The sequence below is a fragment of the Streptomyces sp. NPDC002643 genome, from assembly GCF_053592555.1.
The window spans coordinates 16,465-37,408 of the sequence record NZ_JBSFVY010000033.1 but is presented as its reverse complement, the minus strand read 5'-3'; the positions used below and the strand labels follow the sequence as shown (position 1 = coordinate 37,408).

Genomic DNA, 20,944 nt, shown 5'->3' with positions numbered 1-20,944 from the left:
TGCCGTCGGTGGTGTTCAGCCCTCCGTCAGCAGTTCGTCGGCGTCCATGATCCGGTAGGCATAGCCCTGTTCCGCAAGGAAGCGCTGGCGGTGGGCGGCGAAGTCCTGGTCGATGGTGTCCCGGGCGACGACGGAGTAGAAGTGGGCCTGATGCCCGTCCGCCTTGGGGCGCAGGACCCGTCCCAGCCGCTGGGCCTCCTCCTGCCGTGAGCCGAAGGTGCCGGACACCTGGATGGCGACGGTGGCCTCGGGGAGGTCGATGGAGAAGTTGGCCACCTTCGACACCACGAGCACATGGATCTCGCCCTCGCGGAAGGCGTCGAAGAGCTTCTCGCGCTGGGCGTTGGACGTCTCGCCCTTGATTACCGGCGCGTCCAAGTGGGCGCCCAGCTCGTCGAGTTGGTCGATGTACTGCCCGATGACGAGGATCTGCTGCCCGGCGAACCGCCGCACGATGGCCTCGGTCACCTTCCGCTTGGTCGCGGTCGTCGAACAGAAGCGGTACTTCTCCTCCTGCTCGGCGGTGGCATAGGCGAGCCGCTCGGAGTCCGTGAGGTTCACCCTGACCTCGACACAGTCGGCGGGCGCGATATAGCCCTGCGCCTCGATCTCCTTCCAGGGCGCGTCGAACCGCTTGGGCCCGATGAGGGAGAAGACGTCGGACTCACGGCCGTCCTCACGCACCAGGGTGGCGGTCAGCCCCAGCCGGCGCCGGGCCTGAAGATCCGCCGTGAACTTGAAGACGGGAGCGGGCAGCAGATGCACCTCGTCGTAGACGATCAGACCCCAGTCCCGGGAGTCGAACAGCTCCAGGTGCGGGTAGACACCCTTCCGCTTGGTCGTCAGCACCTGATAGGTGGCGATGGTGACCGGGCGGATCTCCTTTCGCGTACCGCTGTACTCGCCGATCTCGTCCTCGGTCAGCGAGGTCCGCTTCACCAGCTCGTGCTTCCACTGCCGGGCCGAGACGGTGTTGGTGACGAGGATCAGGGTGGTCGACTTGGCCTGGGCCATGGACCCGGCGCCGACGAGGGTCTTCCCGGCGCCGCACGGCAGCACCACGACCCCGCTCCCGCCGTGCCAGAAGTTCTCCACGGCCTGCTTCTGATACGGCCGTAGCGCCCAGCCGTCCTCGTTCAGCTCGATCGGGTGCGCCTCGCCGTCCACGTATCCGGCGAGGTCCTCGGCCGGCCAGCCGAGCTTCAGCAGGGTCTGCTTGATCTGCCCGCGCTCGGAGGGGTGCACGGCGACGGTGTCCGGGTCGATCCGGGCGCCGACGAGCGGGGTGATCCTCTTGGACCGCAGGATCTCCTCAAGGACGGGCCGGTCGGTGGTGGTCAGCACCAGGCCGTGGGCGGGGTGCTTGGAGAGGGTGAGCCGACCGTAGCGGTCCATCGTCTCGGCGATGTCGACCAGCAGGGCGTGCGGCACCGGATACCGGCTGAACTGCACCAGCGCGTCCACGACCTGCTCGGCGTCATGGCCGGCGGCCCGGGCGTTCCACAGTCCCAGGGGCGTCACCCGATAGGTGTGGATGTGCTCCGGAGCCCGTTCCAACTCCGCGAACGGGGCGATGGCCCGCCGACACTCGTCCGCCTGCTCGTGATCGACTTCCAGGAGCAGCGTCTTGTCGGACTGGACGATGAGTGGACCATTCACCTACGTACACATCCCTTCCGTGTGGGCCAAACGTCCAGTGTGCCTGATCGTTATGGCTTTTCGTGAGGCCGATCTCGTGGGGTCCTTCCGAGCGATCAGTCCGCGACCAGTCCTATTGGATGTCTATTCATTCCGATGAGTGGCCGGAATTCAGATTTGCGGCAATGGTTCCGAAGAATGGCCAACCGTGCAGCCAACGACCCCCGCAGTCCCGGCCACCCCGTCCGCCTCACCGCAGGGCACCACGCTCGGGTACGCCCTGTTCGCCACCCGATGGCTTCAGGCACCGTTGTACTTCGGGCTGGTCGCCGCGCAAGGCGTGTATGTCTACAAGTTCTTCAATGAGCTGTGGACGTTAATCACGAAGTGCGTGACCGGGATGGCCACCGAGAACTACGTCATGCTCGCGGTGCTCAAGCTGGTCGATGTCGTCATGATCGCCAATCTGCTGATCATGACCATCGTCGGCGGCTATGAGACCTTCGTCTCCCGAATCGGCCTCCAGGGCCACCGTGACCAGCCGGAATGGCTTTCGCACGTCAACTCCAACGTACTCAAGGTCAAGCTGGCCACCGCCATCGTCGGCATCTCCTCCGTCCACCTCCTCCAGATGTTCGTGGACGTCCACCACACCTCCCACCACGCGCTCCTGTGGGGCACGGTGATCCATATGGCCTTCATCGCCTCGGCGGTGCTGCTGGCGTATATGTCGGGGCCGATGTTGCGGGGGGACAAGGGGCATGGGTCGCATGGGGGGAGTGGGGCGCATGGGTCTGGTGGGTCGCATGGGGCCTATGGGTCCAGTGATGCCCATGCGCCCCATGGGCCCAGTGACGTCCATGGGTCGCATGGGCTCCACGGGTCACATGGGTCAAGTGAGTCGCATGGGGGTCGCGGGGGGTCGAAGGAACCGGCGGGGTCGCAGGGGGTCGGCGGCGGGGAGCGGGCCGAGCAGGTCGGGGTGGCCGGGAGGGCGGCGGCCGTGGAAACGGGGGTGAGCGGGCACGCGGCCCCCCGGGCGACTGCTGGCGCCGCCAACGACGGCCACGCCGCCGCTGCCGGGGACTTCGTCGCCGGCGGTCACACCGCCGGCGTCGTCGACCACTTCGGCCCGGCCCATGCGGGCGTCGGCTTCGGTTACACCTCGGCGTCGGCTCCCGCCGACTCCGTTCCGGGGCACGTCGCCCCGGCGCCCGCCGCCCCCGGGCACGCGGCGCCCGCGTTGCTTCCGGCGCCGCTGCCGATTCCGGCGCAGGCGCGTTCGTATGAGAACTACGCGGCGTTCGAGACGCGGTTCGCTCGGGGCGGGACGCGGCTCGTGCCGTACGAGGGTGGGGTCGAGGGGCGGGTGCGGGCCGCCGGGTTCCCGGTGCGGAAGGTGTTGGAGGAGTTCGACGAGGAGTATCCGCGCTCGTACGACCGGCAGTTGATGGCCCGGCTCGGGACGCTGGACTTCATCGGGGCCGCGCGGAACGTGGTGTTCGTGGGCGCCCCCGGCACCGGCAAGACGCATCTCGCGATCGGGCTCGGTGTGCGGGCCTGTCAGGCCGGGCACCGGGTGCTGTTCGCGACCGCCGAGGAGTGGGCCGCGAGGCTCGCCGGGGCGCGGGCGGAGGGGCGGCTGGCCGAGGAGTTGGCCGCGCTGGACGCCTGCCCGCTGCTGATCGTCGACGAGGTCGGCTATCTGCCCTTCGACTCGGACACCGCCCGGCTGTTCTTCCAACTCGTCGCCCGGCGCTACGAGCGGGGCGCGCTGATCGTCACCAGCGACCGTCCGCTCGGCCGCTGGGACGAGATCTTCGGCGGGGCCGCGCCGGCGTTGGTCGACCGTCTCGCCCACCATGCCGACATCGTCCACCTCGAAGGGGACAGCTACCGGCTGCGCCGGGTCACTTGAGCCGGGTCACTGGAGGAGGCTGACGTTCTGGATCAGCGGGCCCTCCAGGGACAGGCCCTCGCCGACCAGCGTGCCGAGTTCGGGGATGACGGGGTTGGCCGCCGCCGCCGGGGTGGCGAGGGCGCCGAGGAGGGTCGCGGTGGCGAGGAGGGCGAGCAGGGTGGAGAGGGGGCGCATGTGTACAAGGGCCTTTCGAGCGTGGGGAGTTGATCTCGATCGGACACAGGGTGGCTGCCCGGGGGGCCGGGTCCCGATGCGTGCACTCGTTCGCGACCGCTCGTAGGGGGGAAATGGTGGGGTGGCCTGCATGAACGTTGGCGTACGCCCGAATGGGTGAGGTGCGGGAGGCTGCTTGATCATTGGCCGCAGCTCGCCTAATAGCTCGGGGGTGCTTGTCGGTTTGCGGGTGCGGGCTCGTCGTGGCTGGTCGCGCAGTTCCCCGCGCCCCTTTTCATGGCCCTGCGGGCCTATGAAAGTCGGCCCTTCGGGCCGGTCGGTCAGAGGGAGTCGTCGGCCAGCTCCGCCACCCCGGTGATGCGGTGCAGTGGGAACGTGCGGACCTCGTCGGCTGTGTGGTCGTAGGCCGTGACGAAGCCGCCCTCTACGCGGACGGGGGCGATGACGCGTTGGCTGGCGGAGCCCTCGGCGTTGACGTAGCCGATCCAGAGGGCCTCGCCGGTCAGGACGGCGGCCTGCATCGTGGCGAGGGTCTCGGCGGAGCCGGTGCGGGGCAGGGCGCCGGACGGGGCCGGGCCGTCGCCGGGGGTCTTGCGGGGCGCGGTGGAGGCCAGGTCACCGGCGCGGATGGCGCGGATCGCGGCGCCGAGCAGGGTGTCGTCGGGGGGCGGCGGGCCGTCCGGGACCGGCTCCGGGGCCGTACGCGGCGGAGTGCGGTGGGCATGGGCGCGGGTGATCAGTACGTCGCCCTCCGCCGACTCGGCGGCCGGGGCATAGCCCATCGCCCGCAGCCCCTCCAGCAGTGCCGCCGGGTCCGCCTGGGCGGCCAGGACCGTCGGGGCGAGGCGGCGCAGCCCGAGGCCCTGGGAGCGCTTGTCGGCGAGGATCTCGCTGAGCATCGCGTCGTCGTCGCAGCGCACGTACGCCGAGGCCGCGCCGATCCGCAGATGGCCGTGGCGCCGGGCGACGTCGTCGATCAGATAGGCGAGCGGCTGCGGGATCGGCGTACGGGAGTGGGCGGCCAGGAAGTCGTGGAGGTCGGAGGCGGTCCGACCGGCGTCCAGGGCGCGTCGTACCGAACCCGGCGTGAACCGGTACACCGTCGCGCCCCCCTTCGACTCCACGTCCGCCAGCACGCCCAGCATGTCCGCCAGGGGCCGCTCCAACGGGCCCGGTGCCACCGCGGTCAGGTCCGCCTGGAGCAGGACGTGGTCGAGGGGCTCGGGGAGGAGGGGGGCGAGGAGACGGGCGGCGCGGGCCGCCGCGGCGGCCTGTTCCAGGACGGGGTCTGGAGAGCCCGGGAGGGCGGCAGAGGGGGCGATGGGGTCGTGGGGGACGGGGATGTGATGGGCGGGGAGTTTGTCGCCTGGGGTTTCCGGGAGGCTGCCGGTGTCCGCCGGTGGGGGCTGGTGTGGCAGGGCGAGGAGTGCGCGGCCGTGGGCGGACAGGGCGCCCCGGCCGGTGACACCCAGTCGTTCGGCCTCGGTGAGGGTCCATTCGGCGAGGCGGGTACGGAGGTCGTCGGGCTGCCGGCCGCGCGAGGGGCGTTCCCAGCGCAGCCTGGCCAGTACGGAGCCGGGGGCGGCGGCCGTGCCCTCCGGCAGCCCGGCGAGCAACGCCAGCACCCGGTGCCGTACCTCGGGCGCCGCCGAACGGTCCAGACCCGGGCCCAGCGCCGACAACGTACGGTCCTTGGCGTCCCGTTCACCGACCACGCCCGCCGTACGGGTCGCCGACAGCCATGCCGTCGCCAGCCGCGCCCAGCGCTCGGCGGCGGGCAGCTCCAGCCACTCGTCGTACGCGGGCGTCGCCGCGTACCGCTCGTCGGCCTCGCCGTCCGAGGCCAACAGACCGGCGGCGTAGGCGAGTTCGACCCAGAAGGCGGCGACCGGCTCGGGCACGTCGAGGGCGACGGCGGTCCGCTTCAGATCGCGGACGCTCAGCCCGCCCGCGCGCAGGACGTTCGGGCCGCCCTCGTCCCAGTCCTTCAGCAACTCCTCGACGGTCGCGAGCGCCGTGTACGCCTGCCCGGCCGCCGTCGCGTCCACAACCTGTGGACGGTGGGCGGCCGCCGCCTCGACGGGCGGCGGCACGGCCTCGACCTCCCGGTGCGCGCGACCCGCCCGCAGATGCAAAGCGACCTCACGGGGCAGAACGACCGTGCCCGGCGTCGTGGGCAGCAGCAGGCCCCGGTCCAGCAGCCAGCGCAGATGCGCCGCCGGGTGCGCCGTGACCTGCCCGTACGGCGGGCCCCACACCAGCCGGTCCAGCACGTCCAGGGACTCGGCGGGAGCGTCGTCGAGGAGGGCCGACATCCGCCGCCGGTCCGTGAACAGTTCCATGAGCGCGGTGACCGCCGACACCGAGTCATGCGTACTCGCCAGCCCGGCCGCCGCGACGATCTCCTGCACCCGGCCCGGCGACATCCCGGAGGTGGCCTCGGCGACGGTCGGGCCCAGCCCGGTCGGGGACGGGTGCTGCGGGGAGGGCGTGAGGAGTTCGCGGGCCGTCCGTACGAGGCGGAGGCGGTCGTCGGCGCCCCAGAGGAGGGCCTGCGCCCGCAGGGCCGCGACGGCGCGGGGGAGCGCGGCGGCGATCGTCGGGTCCGGCTCGTCGCCCGCCATGAGGTGGAGGAGTTCGTCGTACGACGCCGGGTCCGCGGCCACGGCCAGGGCCTGGGCGGTCTGGGAGGTGAAGCGGTCGAGGCGTTCCAGGGCGCGTACGACGGAGGCGCGGGTGCCGGCGCGGGTGGCGAGCTGGGTCAGGTCCGTGGGGACGGGGGTGATGAGATCCGGGCGCGTTCGGAGCAGCACGGCGAGTGAGTGGTCGTCGCGCGTGCGGAGCGCTGCCGCTAGGGAACGGGGGGATGCGGTGGCTGTCGCGGGCGTTTCCTGTGGCGGGCCGGCGTCCGTGGTGCTGGGCTCCTCGGTGCTCATCCGGTCAACGGTAGCGGAGGGGGTGCGGAGGGCGCCTAGTAGCTCGGGGGTGCGGGTCGGTTCGCGACTGCGGGTGGTGGGTGGTTGCTCGCGCAGTTCCCCGCGCCCCTTTGATGTGCCCGGCGGCCACTAGTCGCCCGCCTCCCTGCGGGCAGGCGTGCCGCTAGGGGCGGCACGGGTGGGCGCAGGCGGCACCCTGTCAGCGCCGGTAAGCGAAACCCCGGCCCCCAGGGCCGACGCCGGCCGCCGGGTGCCCAGAAGGCGGCGTACAACCCCGCGTACCTGGAAGCGATACGGTCGTTGGAGGGATGCGGCTAACCCCCGGAGGGGCCTCGTGGGGATTGAGAGTGACCAGGTCGTCTACGAGTATCTGAGCCGAGTCGGTGATCTGGCTCAGCAACGGCAGTTGCCGTCGTCGGCCCGTATGCGGCTGGTCTCGGAGTTGCGCAACGAGATCGACCGGCGCCGCGCCAAGGCCCCGGTGGACAGCCCCGCCGCCGTACGCCGCATCATCGCCCGCCTCGGTACCCCGGACGACGTCGTCGCCGCCGCGGGCGCCCCCGGTGGAGTCGGCGAGGGGGCGCAGGCGCCGGTCGCCCCGGAGCCGAGGGCCGCCGTACCCGTGCAGCGGGCCACCGAGGGTGAGGAGGACGGCGCCGTCGAGGGGTGGACCGGAGGGCTGTCCAAGAGCCTGCGGCGGGTGGTTCCGCGCCCCCGCCCCTCCGAGCGGCCCGCCGGGCCGACCCCGCCGCCGGCCGCTGACGGTGCCTCGCCGCCCCACCTCGCCCCGCTGGACCAACTCGGTGACGGCGCGCAGACCGACTGGTGGCGGGTCGGGGACGGGCCTGGACGGGGGCCCGGCGACGACTTCGGGTTCGGGGCCGGGGTCGGGATCGGGGACGCCGTACCGGGGTTCGTCGGGGGTGTGGAGATCCCGGAGCTGTTGAAGCCGCCGCCGGCGAAGGAGGACGGGGCGGCCGGGGCGGGGGCCGGGCAGCCGGGGGAGGCGCCGGCCCGCGAGGGCGCGGAGGGCGCGGGTGAGGGTGGTGGCGGGGGCGCCGCGCAGGGGGCCGCGGGTGATGCCGTCGAAGGTGCCTCCCGGCGGCCTCGGCTGCTCCGGTTGCGGCCCGCCGGTGGTGGGTGGAGCAACCCGCTGCTGTTGCTGGCCGCCGCGCTGCTGGTCGCGGGGGCCGTGATCGGGAGCCTGGTGCCGTTGGGGCTCGGATGGCTGATCGCGTATCTCTCACGGCGGCTCACACCCGACGAGTCGAAGTGGGCCGTGCTGGGTGTTCCCGGAGTGGTGGCCGGGGGCTGGATCGTCTGGCTCTGGGGCCGCAGCGACGGCCGCTGGGGCGACCCGATCGCCAAGGGCCAGATGAACGCCGCCCTCACCGAGTCCTGGCCCTGGACCCTTCGCATCGCCGCGCTCTCCTCCGCCGCCTATCTGCTGTGGCGATCGCAGCGGCCCAGGTGATCGATGCGGCCGGGCCGGTGTCTGCCGTGGCTCTGTGCCCTCCGTATCGCGATGCTCTCTTCCGCCGCCTATCTGCTGTGGCGATCGCAGCGGCCCAGGTGATCCGTACGGACGCGCCGGTGCCCGCCCCGGCCCCGGTCGGTCTCGGCTGTTCCGGTCTGCGTTGGTCGGTCCGCTGACGTCCTGCTCCGTCTGTCTGTTTCGGTCTGCGTTGGTCGGTCCGCTGACGTCCCGCTCCACCGGGCCCTCGGCCCGGCCTTCGCCGCCGCCGTGCCTCGGTCTCCGGCCCGCTCCGGTCTTCTCCGGTTGCCCCCCGGCAGACCTCGGCTGCCCTGGCCCGACCAGGTCGCCCCGGCCCGACCCATGCCGCGGTCCCGCCCCGGAGGGCACGCGTGGGGGCGGGTAGGGGCTGGGCAGAATGAGGGATATGACTTCTCCTGCGTTGACCGTCGGGTTCGACCTCGACATGACGTTGATCGACTCGAGGCCGGGCATTCACGCCTGTTACGAGGCGCTGGCCGCGCGGACGGGGACGTACATTGACGCCGATCTCGCGATCACCCGGCTGGGGCCGCCGCTGGTGGACGAGCTGGTGCACTGGTTCCCGGCCGATGAGGTGCCGGCGATGGCCGACCTGTACCGCGCGATGTACCCCGCTATCGCTATCGCGGCGACACCGGCGATGCCGGGTGCCGCGCAGGCGATCGCCGCGGTTCAGGCGGCCGGGGGGCGGGCGATCGTGGTCACCGCCAAGTACGAGCCGAACGCGAAGCTGCACCTCGAACACCTGGGGCTGGGGCCGGACGAGGTGATCGGGGATCTGTGGGCCGAGGCCAAGGCGGGGGCGCTGCGCGCGCATGGGGCGGGGGTGTACGTCGGGGACCATGTGGGGGATGTGCGGGGGGCGCGTGTTGCCGGGGCGTATTCCGTGGGGGTTGCTACGGGGCCTTGTGATGAGCGGGAATTGAGGGTGGCCGGTGCGGATGTTGTGTTGGGGGATTTGACGGAGTTTCCGGGGTGGTTGGAAACGCGCCTAATGGGTGGGGAGTGTGCGTAGGACAGCGGGTGCGGGTGCGTTGGGGCTGGTCGCGCCGTTCCCCGCGCCCCTTGATGGCGGCTGCGCCGCCAATCATTCGTGGGCCGCGACGTTGTCAGGGCGTTGAACTTGCCTCCCTCGCCTTCTTCCTCCCCGCCGCGATCGACTGCAGTACACCCGCCCCCGCGATCAGGAATCCCACCCCCATCAACATGCTCAAAGCGAACATGTATGTGGGGAAAGGCGTGGTGCCCAGGAACAGGGGGGCCACGGTGATCAGCGTGGCCGCGGTGCCGGTGAAGAAGACGATCGCGCCGACGCGGATCAGCCGGTCACCGGGTTCGGCGGAATTCGGTTGGGTTTTGTCACGCACCGGACCAGGGTAGTTCCCAGCGCGAGGGAACAGTCGGGCGACGTCTTGTCAGCCGCCCCCGGACCATTAGCCTTGGTACCGGCGGGTCCCGACGGCCCGCTGTAGTGCTATCCAGAGCAGTTAGTGCGAACTTTCCGACGCAGTTTCCGACGAGTACGAGGACGAGGACAGACGTGCCTACCGGCAAGGTCAAGTGGTTCAACAGCGAGAAGGGCTTCGGCTTTCTCTCCCGCGACGACGGCGGTGACGTCTTCGTCCACTCCTCCGTACTGCCCACCGGTGTCGACACCCTGAAGCCGGGACAGCGCGTCGAGTTCGGCGTCGTCGCCGGTCAGCGCGGCGATCAGGCCCTCTCCGTGACGATCCTGGAACCGGCCCCGTCGGTCGCCGCCGCCCAGCGCAAGAAGCCCGACGAGCTCGCGTCGATCGTGCAGGATCTGACGACCCTGCTGGAGAACATCACACCGATGCTGGAGCGCGGCCGCTACCCCGACCGCGCCGCCGGCAAGAAGATCGCCGGTCTCCTCCGCGCCGTCGCCGACCAATTGGACGTGTAGGCCATCCCGGGCAGGCAGGCCATCCGAGTCAGGCAGGCCATCCCGGGCAGGTAGGCCATCCGAGTCAGGTAGGGCAGCTGGATCAGGGGAAATCCAGGGCTGTCGGGCCGAGGGGCGGTACCAGTCCCTCGGCCGCCGCACGGGTGAGCAAGCCCCGGATCGCCGCGTAGCCGTCCTCGCCCAGGTCCGCCGTGAACTCGTTGACGTACAGACCGATGTGCTGGTCGGCGACGGCCGGGTCCATCTCCTGGGCGTGTTCGAGGACATACGGGCGGGAGACCTCCGGGTCGTCCCATGCCGCGCGGACCGAGGCGCGGATCGTCTCGGCGAGCCTCGTCAGGGTCTCCGTCCCCAGCGAGCGTTTCGCGATGATCGCGCCCAGGGGGATGGGGAGGCCGGTCGTGTGCTCCCAGTGCTCGCCCATGTCCGCCAGCTTGTGCAGGCCGTAGTTCCGGTACGTGAAGCGGGCCTCGTGGATGACCAGACCCGCGTCGACCTTTCCGTCCCGTACCGCCGGCATGATCTCGTGGAACGGCAGCACGACGATCTCGCCGACCCCGCCGGGCAGGGTGTCCGCCGCCCACAGGCGGAACAGCATGTACGCGGTCGACCTCTCGCTCGGCACCGCCACCGTACGGCCGGTGAGGTCCGCGCCCGGCTCCCTCGTCAGCACCAGCGGGCCGCAGCCCCGGCCCAGCGCGCCGCCGCACGGCAGCAGGGCGTACTCGTCGAGGACGTACGGCAGGACGGCGTACGACACCTTCAGCACGTCCAACTCTCCGCGCTCGGCCATGCCGTTGGTGATGTCGATGTCCGCGAACGTGACGTCCGGCGCGGGTGCGCCCGGGACGCGGCCGTGCGCCCAGGCGTCGAAGACGAACGTGTCGTTGGGGCAGGGCGAGTACGCGATCCGCACCGGTTCGGCGGGGGTGCGCACCGGTTCACCTTCACTGGTCGTCATGGGGGGGCGCCTTCCTCGGTGGTTTCTTTCGCCGCCTCGGGCCCGTCGGGGTCCTGTGGGTGCCAACTCCCCAGTACCGGCGTCAGCTTCCCGAAGGCGTCCGTGAGGGCGGCGAGCGCGTCGCCGATGCGCCAGGCCGCTCGTTCGCGGGGGCCCACCGGGTTGGAGATCGCCCGGAGTTCGAGGACGGGGGTGGTGTGCGCGGTGGCGGCCTCCGCCACACCGAAGCCCTCCATCGCCTCGGCCACGGCGTGCGGGTGGCGGGTCCGGAGCGCGAGGGCGCGCTGCGCGCTGCCCGTCACCGTCGAGACCGTCAGCACGGTGCCCACGCGCGCGCCGATCGCCGGCGCGACCCGGCGTACGAGGGCGCGCGGCGGGTGGTGCGTGACCGTGCCGAACCCCAACTCGGTGACCGGGAGAAAGCCCTCCGGTGTCTCGGCGCCCAGATCGGCCGCCGTGATCCGGTCGGCGAGGACCAGCGAGCCGACCGGGGCCTCCGGCTGGAAACCGCCCGCGATACCGGCCGAGATCACCAGGGCGTACGGCGTACCGGCGAGGGCCGCCGCGGTCAGCGCGGTGGCGGTGGAGGCGGCGGCCAGGGCGGGGCCGACCCCGGCGGCGAGGAGGTCGTAGGAGAGGGGGTCACCCGGGGGACCGGTGGGGTGGGGTCCGGGGGTGTGGCGGTGGAGGGTCGCCGCCGGGAGGCGTACCGCTTCGTACTCGCCCGGGAACGCCCGTGCCACCGCGTCCCGTTCGGGTGGGACCGCGGTGGCTACGAGGATGCGCATGGGCGGGGGTGGAGCCGCGTACGGGCGCGGATCAGGCGTCGGGGTTGGTGAGCGTGAAGTTCCACACGCCCTGGAAGTCGGTGCCTTCCTTGTTCTGCTCGACGACGCTGATGGTCAGCGACTTCTTGGCCTCCTGGCCGGGCTGGGCGGTGAAGAGCCCGGGGTCCGCGAAGGTGTAGTACGTCTTCTTGTACGGGTTGGTGGCCTGCTCCCCGTCGATCCACAGGGCCCAGCCGGTGTCCGCGATCTCGGGGTCGACACCGATGCGCAGCGTCTCGCCCTGCGGCAGCTCGACCGACTCGGAGGGCTTCTCCTTCGCGCACTTCTGGACCTGTTCGATGCTGAGCGTCCCGTAGCACTCGGCCTCGGCGTGCACCGACTCCTTGCCAAGCGTCACGGTGGCGATCGGCGTCGGCTCGTCGCAGGCCGACAGCAGGAGGAGGCCGGCGGAAACAGCGCCGAGAGTGGCCGCGGCGCGACGGCTGTGTCGATTAGCGGCTCCGCCGCGGTGCAGAGAGGTCATGCGCGAAGGCTATCGGGCGTGTCCAGGGGTGTTCCCACGTGGGTACGGCGTGCCGGTCGCGGGGGCGGGCGCGGGCGTACGGCGTGCCGGTCATGGGGCGTGGGCGCGGGGCGCGTACGGGTGGGTCGGCGGGGCCGTCGGGTCAGGCCACTCGGGTGCGGGGGGCGCCGCCGTGGCGGGCGGAGGAGAGGAGGCCGCGGACCGTGGTGAACCAGCCGGCGGCGACGATCGCGGCGGCCACGGAGAGGCCGAGGGTGCCGTTCAGGGGGAGCGCGATGCCGATGCCGCCGCCCACCACCCAGGCCATCTGCAGCAGGGTCTCCGAGCGGGCGAACGCGGAGGTGCGCACCAGTTCCGGGACGTCGCGCTGGATCAGGGCGTCCAGCGCCAGCTTGGACAGGGCCTGCGAGAAACCGGCGACCGCCGCGAGACAGGCGATCAGGAACGCGCCGAAGAAGCAGGCCGCCATGATCGCCACCCCCAGCTCCACGGCGACGACGGTCACGATGATCAGCTCCGGTGCGCGCTGCTTCACCCAGGCCCCCACGGCGGTGCCGAGGGCGTTTCCGGTGCCCGCCGCCACGGCGACCATGCCGAGGGAGACGGCGGCGCTCTGACCGGCGAGCGGATGGACGCGGAGCAGGAACGCCAGGAAGAAGATCAGGAAGCCGGAGAGACAGCGGAGGGCGGCGTTGGCGGCGAGGGCGTGGGTGACGGCAGGGCCGACCGTGCGCAAGCCCGGCCGTTTGAGGGTGCTGGGGCGGTGCGGGCCGTGGAGATGCTCGGGGTCCGCCGCGAGCAGGGCCCGGTCCTCGCCCTTCGCCGAGTCGACCTTGTGGGGGAGGGAGAAGGAGAGAAAGGTTCCGGCCACGAAGATCACGAAGGCGCCGTAGAGGGGCCAGCGGGGGCCCAGGGCCTGGAGCCCGGCGCCGATGGGGGCCGCCACGCCGGTGGCGAGGAGACCGCAGAGGGTGACGCGGGAGTTCGCCTTGACGAGGGAGAACCGGGGCGGGAGGAGCCGGGGGACGACGGCACTCCGTACGACTCCGTACGCCTTGGACGCGACGAGGACGCCCAGGGCCGCCGGGTACAGCTCGATGCCGCCGCTCTCGACCGCGCCCACCAGGACCAGGGCGAGGAGGGCGCGGGCGAGCATGGCGCAGGCCATCGCGGCGCGGCGGCCGTGCGGGAGACGGTCGAGGAGGGGGCCGACGACCGGGGCGAGGAGGGCGAAGGGGGCGAGGGTGATGGCCAGGTAGAGGGCGACCCGGCCCCGGGCCTCGTCGGTGGGGACGGAGAAGAAGACCGTGGAGGCGAGGGAGACGGTGATCATGACGTCGCCGGCGCCGTTGACCCCGTGGAGTTCGATGAGTTTGCCGAGTCCGGATTCGCCGGCGCCGTGGGCGTGGGTGGCCTTGCGGATGCCTCGGGCGGGGCCGGTGAGCGGGAGGTGCAGCGCGCGGCCCACCGAGCGGACGGCTCCGGTCACCCGACCCGACCCGTCACGCCCACGAGTCCGTCCGGCGCCGGTCACTCCGTCATAGTGCCCCGAGAAGGGGGTCGATAGTGCGGCAACCCTCCGGGGGGCTGGGGCGCCGGAGAGCTCGGGTGGTTGCGGTTGTGTTGCGTGTACGGCTGCGTCGTGGCTGGTCGCGCAGTTCCCCGCGCCCCTGAAAGCCTGGGGCTGCGCCCCGGCTTTATCGGGCCGCAGGCCCGAAAGGGGCGCGGGGAACTGCGCGACCAGCCCCCACCCACCCGCACACGCCCCACGACCCGATGGATCGAGCTCTTGCGCGGGGTCCGGGGTGCTGGGGGCGCCCAGTGGCCCCCGGGAACCCCTCCCCGCCGAAGCCCAGCGCAGCGGAACCGTGGACGTCGGTGTGGGCGTAGAGCCATCGAGAAGGTAGCGTGCATAACGCGCCCGCGGCGGTTGTTCTCGGCCGCGCGCCTGACGTTCATCCCGCAGAATGGGTGACATAGGTGCGCCCGAGCGCGATCGGGCACGGACGTCGACGCGGCCCTCCCCCAGTGCCCCAAGGCCTGAGAGGTACCCCCAGCCGCTCCGTCCGCAGCCCCCGCCGAGGCAGGCGCACTCGTGAGACGGCGTAGGAGAGAAGCGATACCTGTGAGCGCAGCGACAACGCGAAGCCGCACCCCCGACCGTCTGTGCGCCGAGGCCGTCGACCTCGCCCGCTCCGCCGCCGAGGAGGCCGCCGCACCCGGTGTGGTCGGCGAGCACGCCGGGCTCGTCTCCGAGGGCGACCGTGTTGTCACCCACTTCTTCGAGTGCAAGGAACTCGGCTACCGGGGCTGGCGCTGGGCCGTGACCGTCGCCCGCGCCTCCCGCGCGAAGTTCGTCACGCTGGACGAGGTCGTCCTGCTGCCCGGTCCGGACGCGCTGCTCGCGCCGGAGTGGGTGCCGTGGAGCGAGCGGCTGCGGCCCGGGGACATGGGGCCGGGCGATCTGCTGCCCACCGACGCCGAGGATCTGCGGCTGGAGCCCGGGTTCTCCGGCGAGGACGAGCCGTTGCCGAACTCCGCCGTCTCGCACGACATGGCCGAGCTGGTCGAGGCCGAGGACGCCGATGTCACCCAGGGGGTGCCGGCGAATCTGCCGCTCGCGCCCAGCCGCGGGTCGATCTCCGCCGTCGCCGAGGAACTGGGGATGCGGCGGGCCCGTGTGCTGTCCCGGTACGGGCTGCACACGGCCGCCGACCGGTGGGAGGAGGGGTTCGGGGCGAAGACCGCGATGGCTCAGGCCGCCCCCGCCTCATGTGTGAGCTGTGGGTTCCTCGTGCCGATCGGGGGGTCGCTCGGGCAGGCCTTCGGGGTGTGCGCGAACGAGTTCGCTCCGGCGGACGGGCGGGTCGTGTCGTTGACGTACGGGTGTGGGGGGCATTCGGAGGCGGCGGTCATGCCGAAGCCGCCGCAGCCGGCTCCGCCGCGGCTCGACGAGACCAAGGTTGATCTTTTTCCGTTGCGGCCGGCGGCGGATTCCGGGTCGGTGTCCGTCTCGGCGGAGGAGGCGGAGGGCGAGGCGGAGTTGGGACACTCTTGAGCTCCGCTGGGGTGCCGGGCGCCTTATAGCTCGGGTGGTTGCTGTTGTTTGGCGACTGCCGGTTCGTGGGGGCTGGTCGCGCAGTTCCCCGCGCCCCTTGACGGCCCTCCGGGCCGATCAAAAGCGCGGGGCGCAGCCCCGAGCTTTAGGGGCGCGGGGCCCTGACATTTGCGGCTTCGCCCCTCAGGCAGGGGTCCGGCCGTAGTGCGGTCGTGTCCCCCGTGCGCGGTACCTTCTTGCGGCGGCCATGCGGGGCGCAATCGCAGGAGGAGAGTGGACCGTGAGCAAGTTCGTGCGGCCGGCGGCCGAGGGGGCCGATCCGTTCGGGACGGCGCGGCTGCGGCGCGGAGTGCTGGACGCCTGGGCGACCAGTCCGGCGCGGTTCCGTGAGGACGCCAACGCCGAGGAGGATCTCGTCCTCGGCGGGTACCGGGACCGGCTCGTCGTCGAGCTGGCGCAGAACGCCGCCGATGCCGCCGCCCGCGCCAAGGTGCCGGGGCGGCTGCGGCTCACCCTTCGGGACGGTGTTCTCGTCGCCGCCAACACCGGCGCCCCCCTCGACGCCGCCGGTGTGGAGTCCCTCTCCACCCTCCGCGCCTCCGCGAAGCGGGACAGTCAGGAGGTCGCGGTCGGGCGGTTCGGGGTCGGGTTCGCCGCCGTGCTCGCCGTGACCGATGAGCCCGCTGTCGTCGGGCGGCACGGGGGGATTCGGTGGTCCCTCGCCGAGGCCCGGATGCTGGCCGGCGAGACCGCCCGGCACAGCCCCGGGCTCGGGGACGAGATCCGGCGGCGGGACGGTCATGTGCCGTTGCTGCGGCTGCCGTTCGCGGCCGAGGGGACCGCCCCGGAGTCGTACGACACCGTCGTCATCCTGCCGCTCAGGGACTCCGCCGCCGTCGATCTCACCGAGCGGTTGCTGGAGGGCGTCGACGACGCGTTGCTGCTCGCGCTGCCGGGGCTCGATGAGGTCGTCATCGAGAACGGGGAGCGGGCCACCCGGACCTTGTGGCGGCGCGGTGAGGGGGCATACGTCGTCGTCGAGGACAGCCGGGACGGGACCACTCGGTGGCGTACGGCGTCCGCGAACGGGGTCCTCGAAGCCGCGCTGCTCGCCGATCGGCCCGTCGAGGAGCGGCTGCGGCCGCACTGGTCGGTGACCTGGGCCGTGCCCAGCGGGGACGACGGGGCGCCCGTCCGGCCCCGTACCAGCCCTGTCGTGCACGCGCCGACCCCGAGTGACGAGGCCCTCGGTGTACCGGCTCTGCTCATCGCCTCCTTCCCCCTGGACACCACCCGGCGGCACGCCGCGTCCGGGCCGCTGACCGACTTCCTGGTGCGGCGGGCCGCCGACGCCTATGCCGAGCTGCTGGCCGGCTGGGAGCCGGTCGGGGAGGGGATCATCGATCTCGTGCCCGGGCCGTTGGGGAAGGGCGAGCTGGACGGGGCCCTGCGGCAGGCGATCCTTGAGCGGTTGCCCCGGACCGCCTTTCTGCCGCGCGCCGTTGTGCCCAAGGCCGACGGGGATGAGGACGAGCTGCCGGAGGCATTGCGCCCGCGTGACGCCGAGGTCGTCGAGGGGGCGGGGGCGGACACCGTACGGGTGCTCGCCGATGTGCTGCCCAGTCTGCTGCCCGCCGGGCTCGAACGGCGGGTGGAGTTGCGGACGTTGGGGGTCGCGCGGCTGCCGTTGGGGGACGCGATCGATCGGCTGGCCGGGCTGGAGAAGGACCCCGCGTGGTGGCGGCGGCTCTACGACAGCCTCGCCGGGGTCGATCCCGATCGGCTGTCGGGGCTGCCCGTGCCGCTGGCCGACGGGCGGACGACCATCGGGCCCCGGCAGATCCTGCTGCCGACCGCCGATGGATCGCAGTCCTCGCCCGAGACGCTGGCCCGGCTCGGGCTGAAGGTGGCCCATCCGGACGCGGCGCATCCGTTGCTGGAGAAGCTGGGTGCGCTGCCCGCCACACCTCGGGCCGTGCTGACGACCCCGCAGGTGCGGGCCGCCGTCGCCGCCTCCCTCGACGACGAGGGGGCCCTCGGCTGGGACGAGGACGCGCCGGACACGGAGGAGCTGGCCGATCTGGTCCTCACCCTGGTCCGCGACGCCGGGCTCGAACCCGGTGACGAACCCTGGCTCGGCGCCCTCGCCCTCCCCGACGAGGACGGCGAACCGGCCCCCGCCGGTGAACTCGTCCTCCCCGGCAGCCCGTTCGCCCGGATCATGAGCGAGGACGAACTCGCCTTCGTCGACGCCGATTTGGCCGAGCGCTGGGGTGAGCGGCCGCTGGCCGCGTGTGGGGTGCTCGCCAACTTCGCCCTCGTACGCGCCACGGATGTCGTCCTCGACCCCGATGAACTGGAGCCGCGCGACTCGGACTTCGCCGAGCCAGACGACGCCGGGCTGCTGGATGCCGTGGACGTGTGGTGCGAGGACATCCTCGACCGTTTCCCGGACAGCCCGGTGCCGCCCGTCGCCACCGAGATCGTCGCCGTACGGGATCTGGATCTGGTCGACGAGGACCGCTGGCCGCAGGCCCTGGCATTGCTCGCGCAACCGCCGTTGCGGGACGCGCTGGTACAGCCCGTGCGGCTGCTCCTGCCCGACGGTACGCATGAGGTCGTACGGCCCTACACCGCCTGGTGGTTGCGCGGCCACCCGGTGCTGGACGGGCGGCGGCCGGCGGGGCTGCTCGCGGCCGGCGGCGATCCGCTGCTGCGGGGGCTCTACGAGGAGGCCGACGCCTCCGGGTTCGACGACGAGCAGGTGCTGCGGGCGCTCGGGGTGCGGACCTCGGTGGCGGCGCTGCTGGACGAGCCGGGCGGGGCGGCGGAGCTGCTGGACCGGCTGGCCGACCCGGAGCGTTCCGTGGGCGCCGCCCAACTGCACGGGCTGTACGGGGCGTTGGCCGAGCTGGACCCCGAACAGGTGACCCTGCCGGACGAGTTGCGGGCCGTGGTGGACGGCGAGGTCACGGTGGTGGACGCGGCCGACGCCGTGGTCGTCGACTCGCCGGATTTGCTTCCGTTCACCTCCGGGATGCCGCTGCTGCCCGTACGGCCGTCCCGGGCCGCCGAGTTGGCGGAGCTGTTCCAGGTGCGGCGGCTGAGCGAGTCGGTGACCGGCGAGGTGGACTCCGAGGGCACCGAGCACGAGGTGCCGGAGTCGGTACGGGTGCTGCTGGGGCCGAGCACGCCGGAGACGTACGTCGAGCACGAGGAACTCGTCGTGGACGGGGTCGAGTTGGACTGGCGCCGGACCCGGGACGGGGTGCTGCACGCCGCCACCCTGGAGGGCGTCGCCGCCGGGCTCGCCTGGGCGGCCGGTCAGTGGCCCCGGCGCTTCGAGGTGGCCGCGCTGCTGGAGGACCCGTCACGGACGGAGGAGTTGGCCCGCGACCGCTGGTTCGACTGAGAGGGCGCGCGCGGGAACGGTCGACTGCCGTTCAAACCCTCCGGTTGTGATCTGCGCGACATTCGCAAAACTCGTTCACAACTCGTACAACCCTTCCCGCGCGTCCCGTGTCGTGTCTGGTGAGTCAGCTGACTCACCAGACACTTGGGCCCCACGGAATGCCAATCGGAATGCCAATGTCGTCCGTGGGTCCCCTTCAACGTGGGGAAAACATTGCGCAAGCGTGTTGCTCTGGGTGCCGCCATCACCGGTGCCCTGGCTCTGACCGCCGTCGTCGCTCCGGCCGCGTCGGCCGATGACAAGTACGGCAACATCTCCGTCTCCAACGTCTCCGTCAACGGAGGCAAGGCCATCGTCCTCGGCTCGACGGCCAAGAAGACGGTCAAGCTCTCCTTCACGGTCACGGACAACTCCGGCGTGAAGATGGCCACGGGGTATCTGTTCCACGGCAAGGACATCGAGTCCGCGGACAGTGCCGCGCTGCCCAGCAAGGACCCGTTCACCTGCAAGAAGGTGTCGTCCACCAAGTCGACCTGCTCGGCGGACTTCACCTTCGACGCCACCGGCAACGCCATCAACAAGGTCGCCGGTACCTGGAAGACCTGGCTGATCGCCCAGGCCAAGGACAACAACTACGTGCAGAAGGACAACGCCAGGTCCTTCAAGCTGCTGCGCGCCAGCCAGCTCGCCGCCACCGACGCCTCCCCGGAGCCGGTGGCCAAGGGCAAGACCATCACCGTCACCAGCAAGCTGACCCGCGCCAACTGGGACACCGGCAAGAACGGCGGCTTCGGCGGCCAGTCGGTGCAGCTGCAGTTCAAGGCGAAGAACGGCACCTCCTACAAGACGGTGAAGACCATCAAGTCGTCCTCCACGGGCGCCCTGTCCACCACCGTCAAGGCGGGCGTCGACGGTTCCTACCGTTATGTCTTCGCGGGCACCGCGGCCACGGCGCCCTCGAACGCCGCGGGCGACTTCATCGACGTGAAGTAAGCCGCCGAGGCCGAGGCCGGTCCAGTTCGGTCGAGCCGAGCACAGTCGGCAGGGGCGTCGGGTCCGGGAATCTCCGGGTCCGGCGCCCTTTCGGTGAGTTGAGAAATTCATAAGGTGTACGTGGATTTCGTAAGACGGGCCCCAAAGGTTCCGAAAGACGGTACTCACGGCTCCGCATGCGTGTTCTGATCATGCGGGCCCATCGGCCCCTGAGATCACTCTTCTCCACTTGGGGAACATATGCGCACAAGAGCCACCGTGGCCGCCCTCGCCGGCGCCCTGGCCTGCACCTCCGCTGTCCTCGCCCCGGCCGCGCAGGCCGCCGACTCGGCCACGACCAGCGGAACGCCGTACACACTGAAGGTCAGCTTCTCGAACTTCAAGATCGCCAAGTCGATCAGGGTCGGAGTCGGCGGGACGGTCCACACCGCCGTCAGCTACACGCTGACCCATGACTCCTCCGTCGACGTCACCGCGTCGGACTTCTACACCGAGCCCTTCCTCTACCGAGGCACCTTCGGCGACGACAGCACCCCGCAGCTCTACGGCGACGATTTCGCCACCTGCACCACCACCTCCGCCACCACGGAGACCTGCAAGGGCACCATCGAGATCCGCCCGGGCAGCGGTGACCTCCTCAACTCGCAGGCCGGCACCTGGAAGGCGGGCGCCGACGCCACCGCGTTCAACGGCCAGGACCCGTCCGGCAGCACCATGGACCTCAGCAAGGTCGGCTACAAGGAGCAGGGCGACCTCGCCTCCACCGCCATCCTCCGCAACGCCTTCCTGTCGGCCAACGCCGGTCCCGAGCCGGTCACCAAGGGCAGGACCATCACCACCACCGGCAAGCTGACCCGCGCCGACTGGCAGAGCCACACCTACAAGGGCTTCGCCAAGCAGCCGGTGAAGCTGCAGTTCAAGAAGGCCGGCACCAGCACGTACACCACGGTCAAGACCGTGTACTCCGACGCGTACGGCAATGTGAAGGCCACCGCCACCGCCGCGTACGACGGTTACTGGCGCTTCACCTTCGCGGGCACGTCGACGACCGCCTCGGCCAAGGCCGCGGGTGACTGGGTCGACGTGAAGTAGTCCCCTCG

General features: G+C 71.7%; 16 protein-coding genes. 8 read left to right on the top strand and 8 right to left on the bottom strand.

The features are described from left to right. Positions 1-15 precede the first annotated feature (15 nt). Complete coding sequence (locus tag ACWD4G_RS36280) at positions 16-1,659, bottom strand: DNA repair helicase XPB (RefSeq protein WP_451301252.1); 1,644 nt, start codon at positions 1,657-1,659, stop codon at positions 16-18. Between the two features lie 187 nt (positions 1,660-1,846). On the opposite strand from ACWD4G_RS36280, the gene istB reads away from it, so the two are divergent. Beyond that, on the top strand, positions 1,847-3,556 hold the full coding sequence (gene istB, locus ACWD4G_RS36275; RefSeq protein WP_451301250.1) for an IS21-like element helper ATPase IstB: 1,710 nt from the start codon (positions 1,847-1,849) through the stop codon (positions 3,554-3,556). A 6-nt stretch (positions 3,557-3,562) separates the two neighbouring features. Here istB and ACWD4G_RS36270 read toward each other — a convergent pair whose 3' ends face one another. Together ACWD4G_RS36270 and ACWD4G_RS36265 are read right to left on the bottom strand one after the other, a co-directional pair. Further along, positions 3,563-3,733, bottom strand: a complete 171-nt coding sequence (locus tag ACWD4G_RS36270) for a hypothetical protein (protein ID WP_451301248.1) — start codon at positions 3,731-3,733, stop codon at positions 3,563-3,565. A gap of 320 nt (positions 3,734-4,053) precedes the next feature. After that, positions 4,054-6,669, bottom strand: coding sequence for a helicase-associated domain-containing protein (locus tag ACWD4G_RS36265; RefSeq protein ID WP_451301246.1), 2,616 nt, complete (start codon positions 6,667-6,669; stop codon positions 4,054-4,056). Positions 6,670-7,003: 334 nt separating this feature from the next. Here ACWD4G_RS36265 and ACWD4G_RS36260 point away from each other — a divergent pair, with 334 nt between their 5' ends. Continuing rightward, the gene (locus ACWD4G_RS36260) at positions 7,004-8,143 is read left to right on the top strand and encodes a hypothetical protein (RefSeq protein ID WP_451301244.1); all 1,140 of its coding nucleotides are present in this window, start codon (positions 7,004-7,006) and stop codon (positions 8,141-8,143) included. Positions 8,144-8,570: 427 nt separating this feature from the next. Then, positions 8,571-9,200, top strand: a complete 630-nt coding sequence (locus tag ACWD4G_RS36255) for an HAD family hydrolase (protein ID WP_451301242.1) — start codon at positions 8,571-8,573, stop codon at positions 9,198-9,200. Between the two features lie 94 nt (positions 9,201-9,294). Here ACWD4G_RS36255 and ACWD4G_RS36250 read toward each other — a convergent pair whose 3' ends face one another. Then, positions 9,295-9,552, bottom strand: coding sequence for a hypothetical protein (locus ACWD4G_RS36250; protein ID WP_451301240.1), 258 nt, complete (start codon positions 9,550-9,552; stop codon positions 9,295-9,297). A gap of 173 nt (positions 9,553-9,725) precedes the next feature. Between ACWD4G_RS36250 and ACWD4G_RS36245 the strand changes: the two genes are divergently transcribed. After that, positions 9,726-10,109 carry a cold-shock protein gene (locus tag ACWD4G_RS36245; protein ID WP_451301238.1) on the top strand — a complete coding sequence of 128 codons (384 nt, stop codon included), beginning with the start codon at positions 9,726-9,728 and terminating at the stop codon, positions 10,107-10,109. An 82-nt stretch (positions 10,110-10,191) separates the two neighbouring features. Here ACWD4G_RS36245 and ACWD4G_RS36240 read toward each other — a convergent pair whose 3' ends face one another. The 4 genes from ACWD4G_RS36240 to ACWD4G_RS36225 form a co-directional block, all read right to left on the bottom strand. Next, positions 10,192-11,070, bottom strand: coding sequence for a 1,4-dihydroxy-6-naphthoate synthase (locus ACWD4G_RS36240; RefSeq protein ID WP_451301236.1), 879 nt, complete (start codon positions 11,068-11,070; stop codon positions 10,192-10,194). Continuing rightward, the gene (locus ACWD4G_RS36235) at positions 11,067-11,858 is read right to left on the bottom strand and encodes a futalosine hydrolase (protein ID WP_451301234.1); all 792 of its coding nucleotides are present in this window, start codon (positions 11,856-11,858) and stop codon (positions 11,067-11,069) included. The genes ACWD4G_RS36240 and ACWD4G_RS36235 overlap by 4 nt, the downstream gene beginning before the upstream one ends. A 31-nt stretch (positions 11,859-11,889) precedes the next feature. Then, positions 11,890-12,381 (bottom strand): hypothetical protein, encoded by a 492-nt coding sequence (locus ACWD4G_RS36230; protein WP_451301232.1) that lies wholly within the window; start codon positions 12,379-12,381, stop codon positions 11,890-11,892. Positions 12,382-12,523: 142 nt separating this feature from the next. Next, complete coding sequence (locus ACWD4G_RS36225) at positions 12,524-13,915, bottom strand: MFS transporter (protein ID WP_451301230.1); 1,392 nt, start codon at positions 13,913-13,915, stop codon at positions 12,524-12,526. Between the two features lie 591 nt (positions 13,916-14,506). Here ACWD4G_RS36225 and ACWD4G_RS36220 point away from each other — a divergent pair. The 4 genes from ACWD4G_RS36220 (at position 14,507) to ACWD4G_RS36205 (ending at position 20,936) form a co-directional block, all read left to right on the top strand. Then, positions 14,507-15,439 carry a DUF3027 domain-containing protein gene (locus ACWD4G_RS36220; protein WP_451301228.1) on the top strand — a complete coding sequence of 311 codons (933 nt, stop codon included), beginning with the start codon at positions 14,507-14,509 and terminating at the stop codon, positions 15,437-15,439. Between the two features lie 280 nt (positions 15,440-15,719). Then, positions 15,720-18,851: a sacsin N-terminal ATP-binding-like domain-containing protein gene (locus ACWD4G_RS36215; protein WP_451301226.1), complete on the top strand. Its 3,132-nt coding sequence runs from the start codon at positions 15,720-15,722 to the stop codon at positions 18,849-18,851. A 213-nt stretch (positions 18,852-19,064) separates the two neighbouring features. Beyond that, entirely contained in the window at positions 19,065-19,844 is a 780-nt protein-coding gene (locus ACWD4G_RS36210) for a calcium-binding protein (protein WP_451301224.1), read from the top strand. A 240-nt stretch (positions 19,845-20,084) separates the two neighbouring features. Further along, complete coding sequence (locus ACWD4G_RS36205) at positions 20,085-20,936, top strand: hypothetical protein (protein ID WP_451301222.1); 852 nt, start codon at positions 20,085-20,087, stop codon at positions 20,934-20,936. Positions 20,937-20,944: the final 8 nt, after the last annotated feature.

What these genes read in the sequence shown, in the direction of transcription:
- ACWD4G_RS36270 (WP_451301248.1), bottom strand. Translation starts at nt 3,733, where the DNA reads ATGCGCCCCCTCTCCACCCTGCTCGCCCTCCTCGCCACCGCGACCCTC.
- ACWD4G_RS36205 (WP_451301222.1), top strand. Translation starts at nt 20,085, where the DNA reads ATGCGCACAAGAGCCACCGTGGCCGCCCTCGCCGGCGCCCTGGCCTGC.
- ACWD4G_RS36265 (WP_451301246.1), bottom strand. Translation starts at nt 6,669, where the DNA reads ATGAGCACCGAGGAGCCCAGCACCACGGACGCCGGCCCGCCACAGGAA.
- ACWD4G_RS36240 (WP_451301236.1), bottom strand. Translation starts at nt 11,070, where the DNA reads ATGACGACCAGTGAAGGTGAACCGGTGCGCACCCCCGCCGAACCGGTG.
- ACWD4G_RS36255 (WP_451301242.1), top strand. Translation starts at nt 8,571, where the DNA reads ATGACTTCTCCTGCGTTGACCGTCGGGTTCGACCTCGACATGACGTTG.
- ACWD4G_RS36235 (WP_451301234.1), bottom strand. Translation starts at nt 11,858, where the DNA reads ATGCGCATCCTCGTAGCCACCGCGGTCCCACCCGAACGGGACGCGGTG.
- ACWD4G_RS36230 (WP_451301232.1), bottom strand. Translation starts at nt 12,381, where the DNA reads ATGACCTCTCTGCACCGCGGCGGAGCCGCTAATCGACACAGCCGTCGC.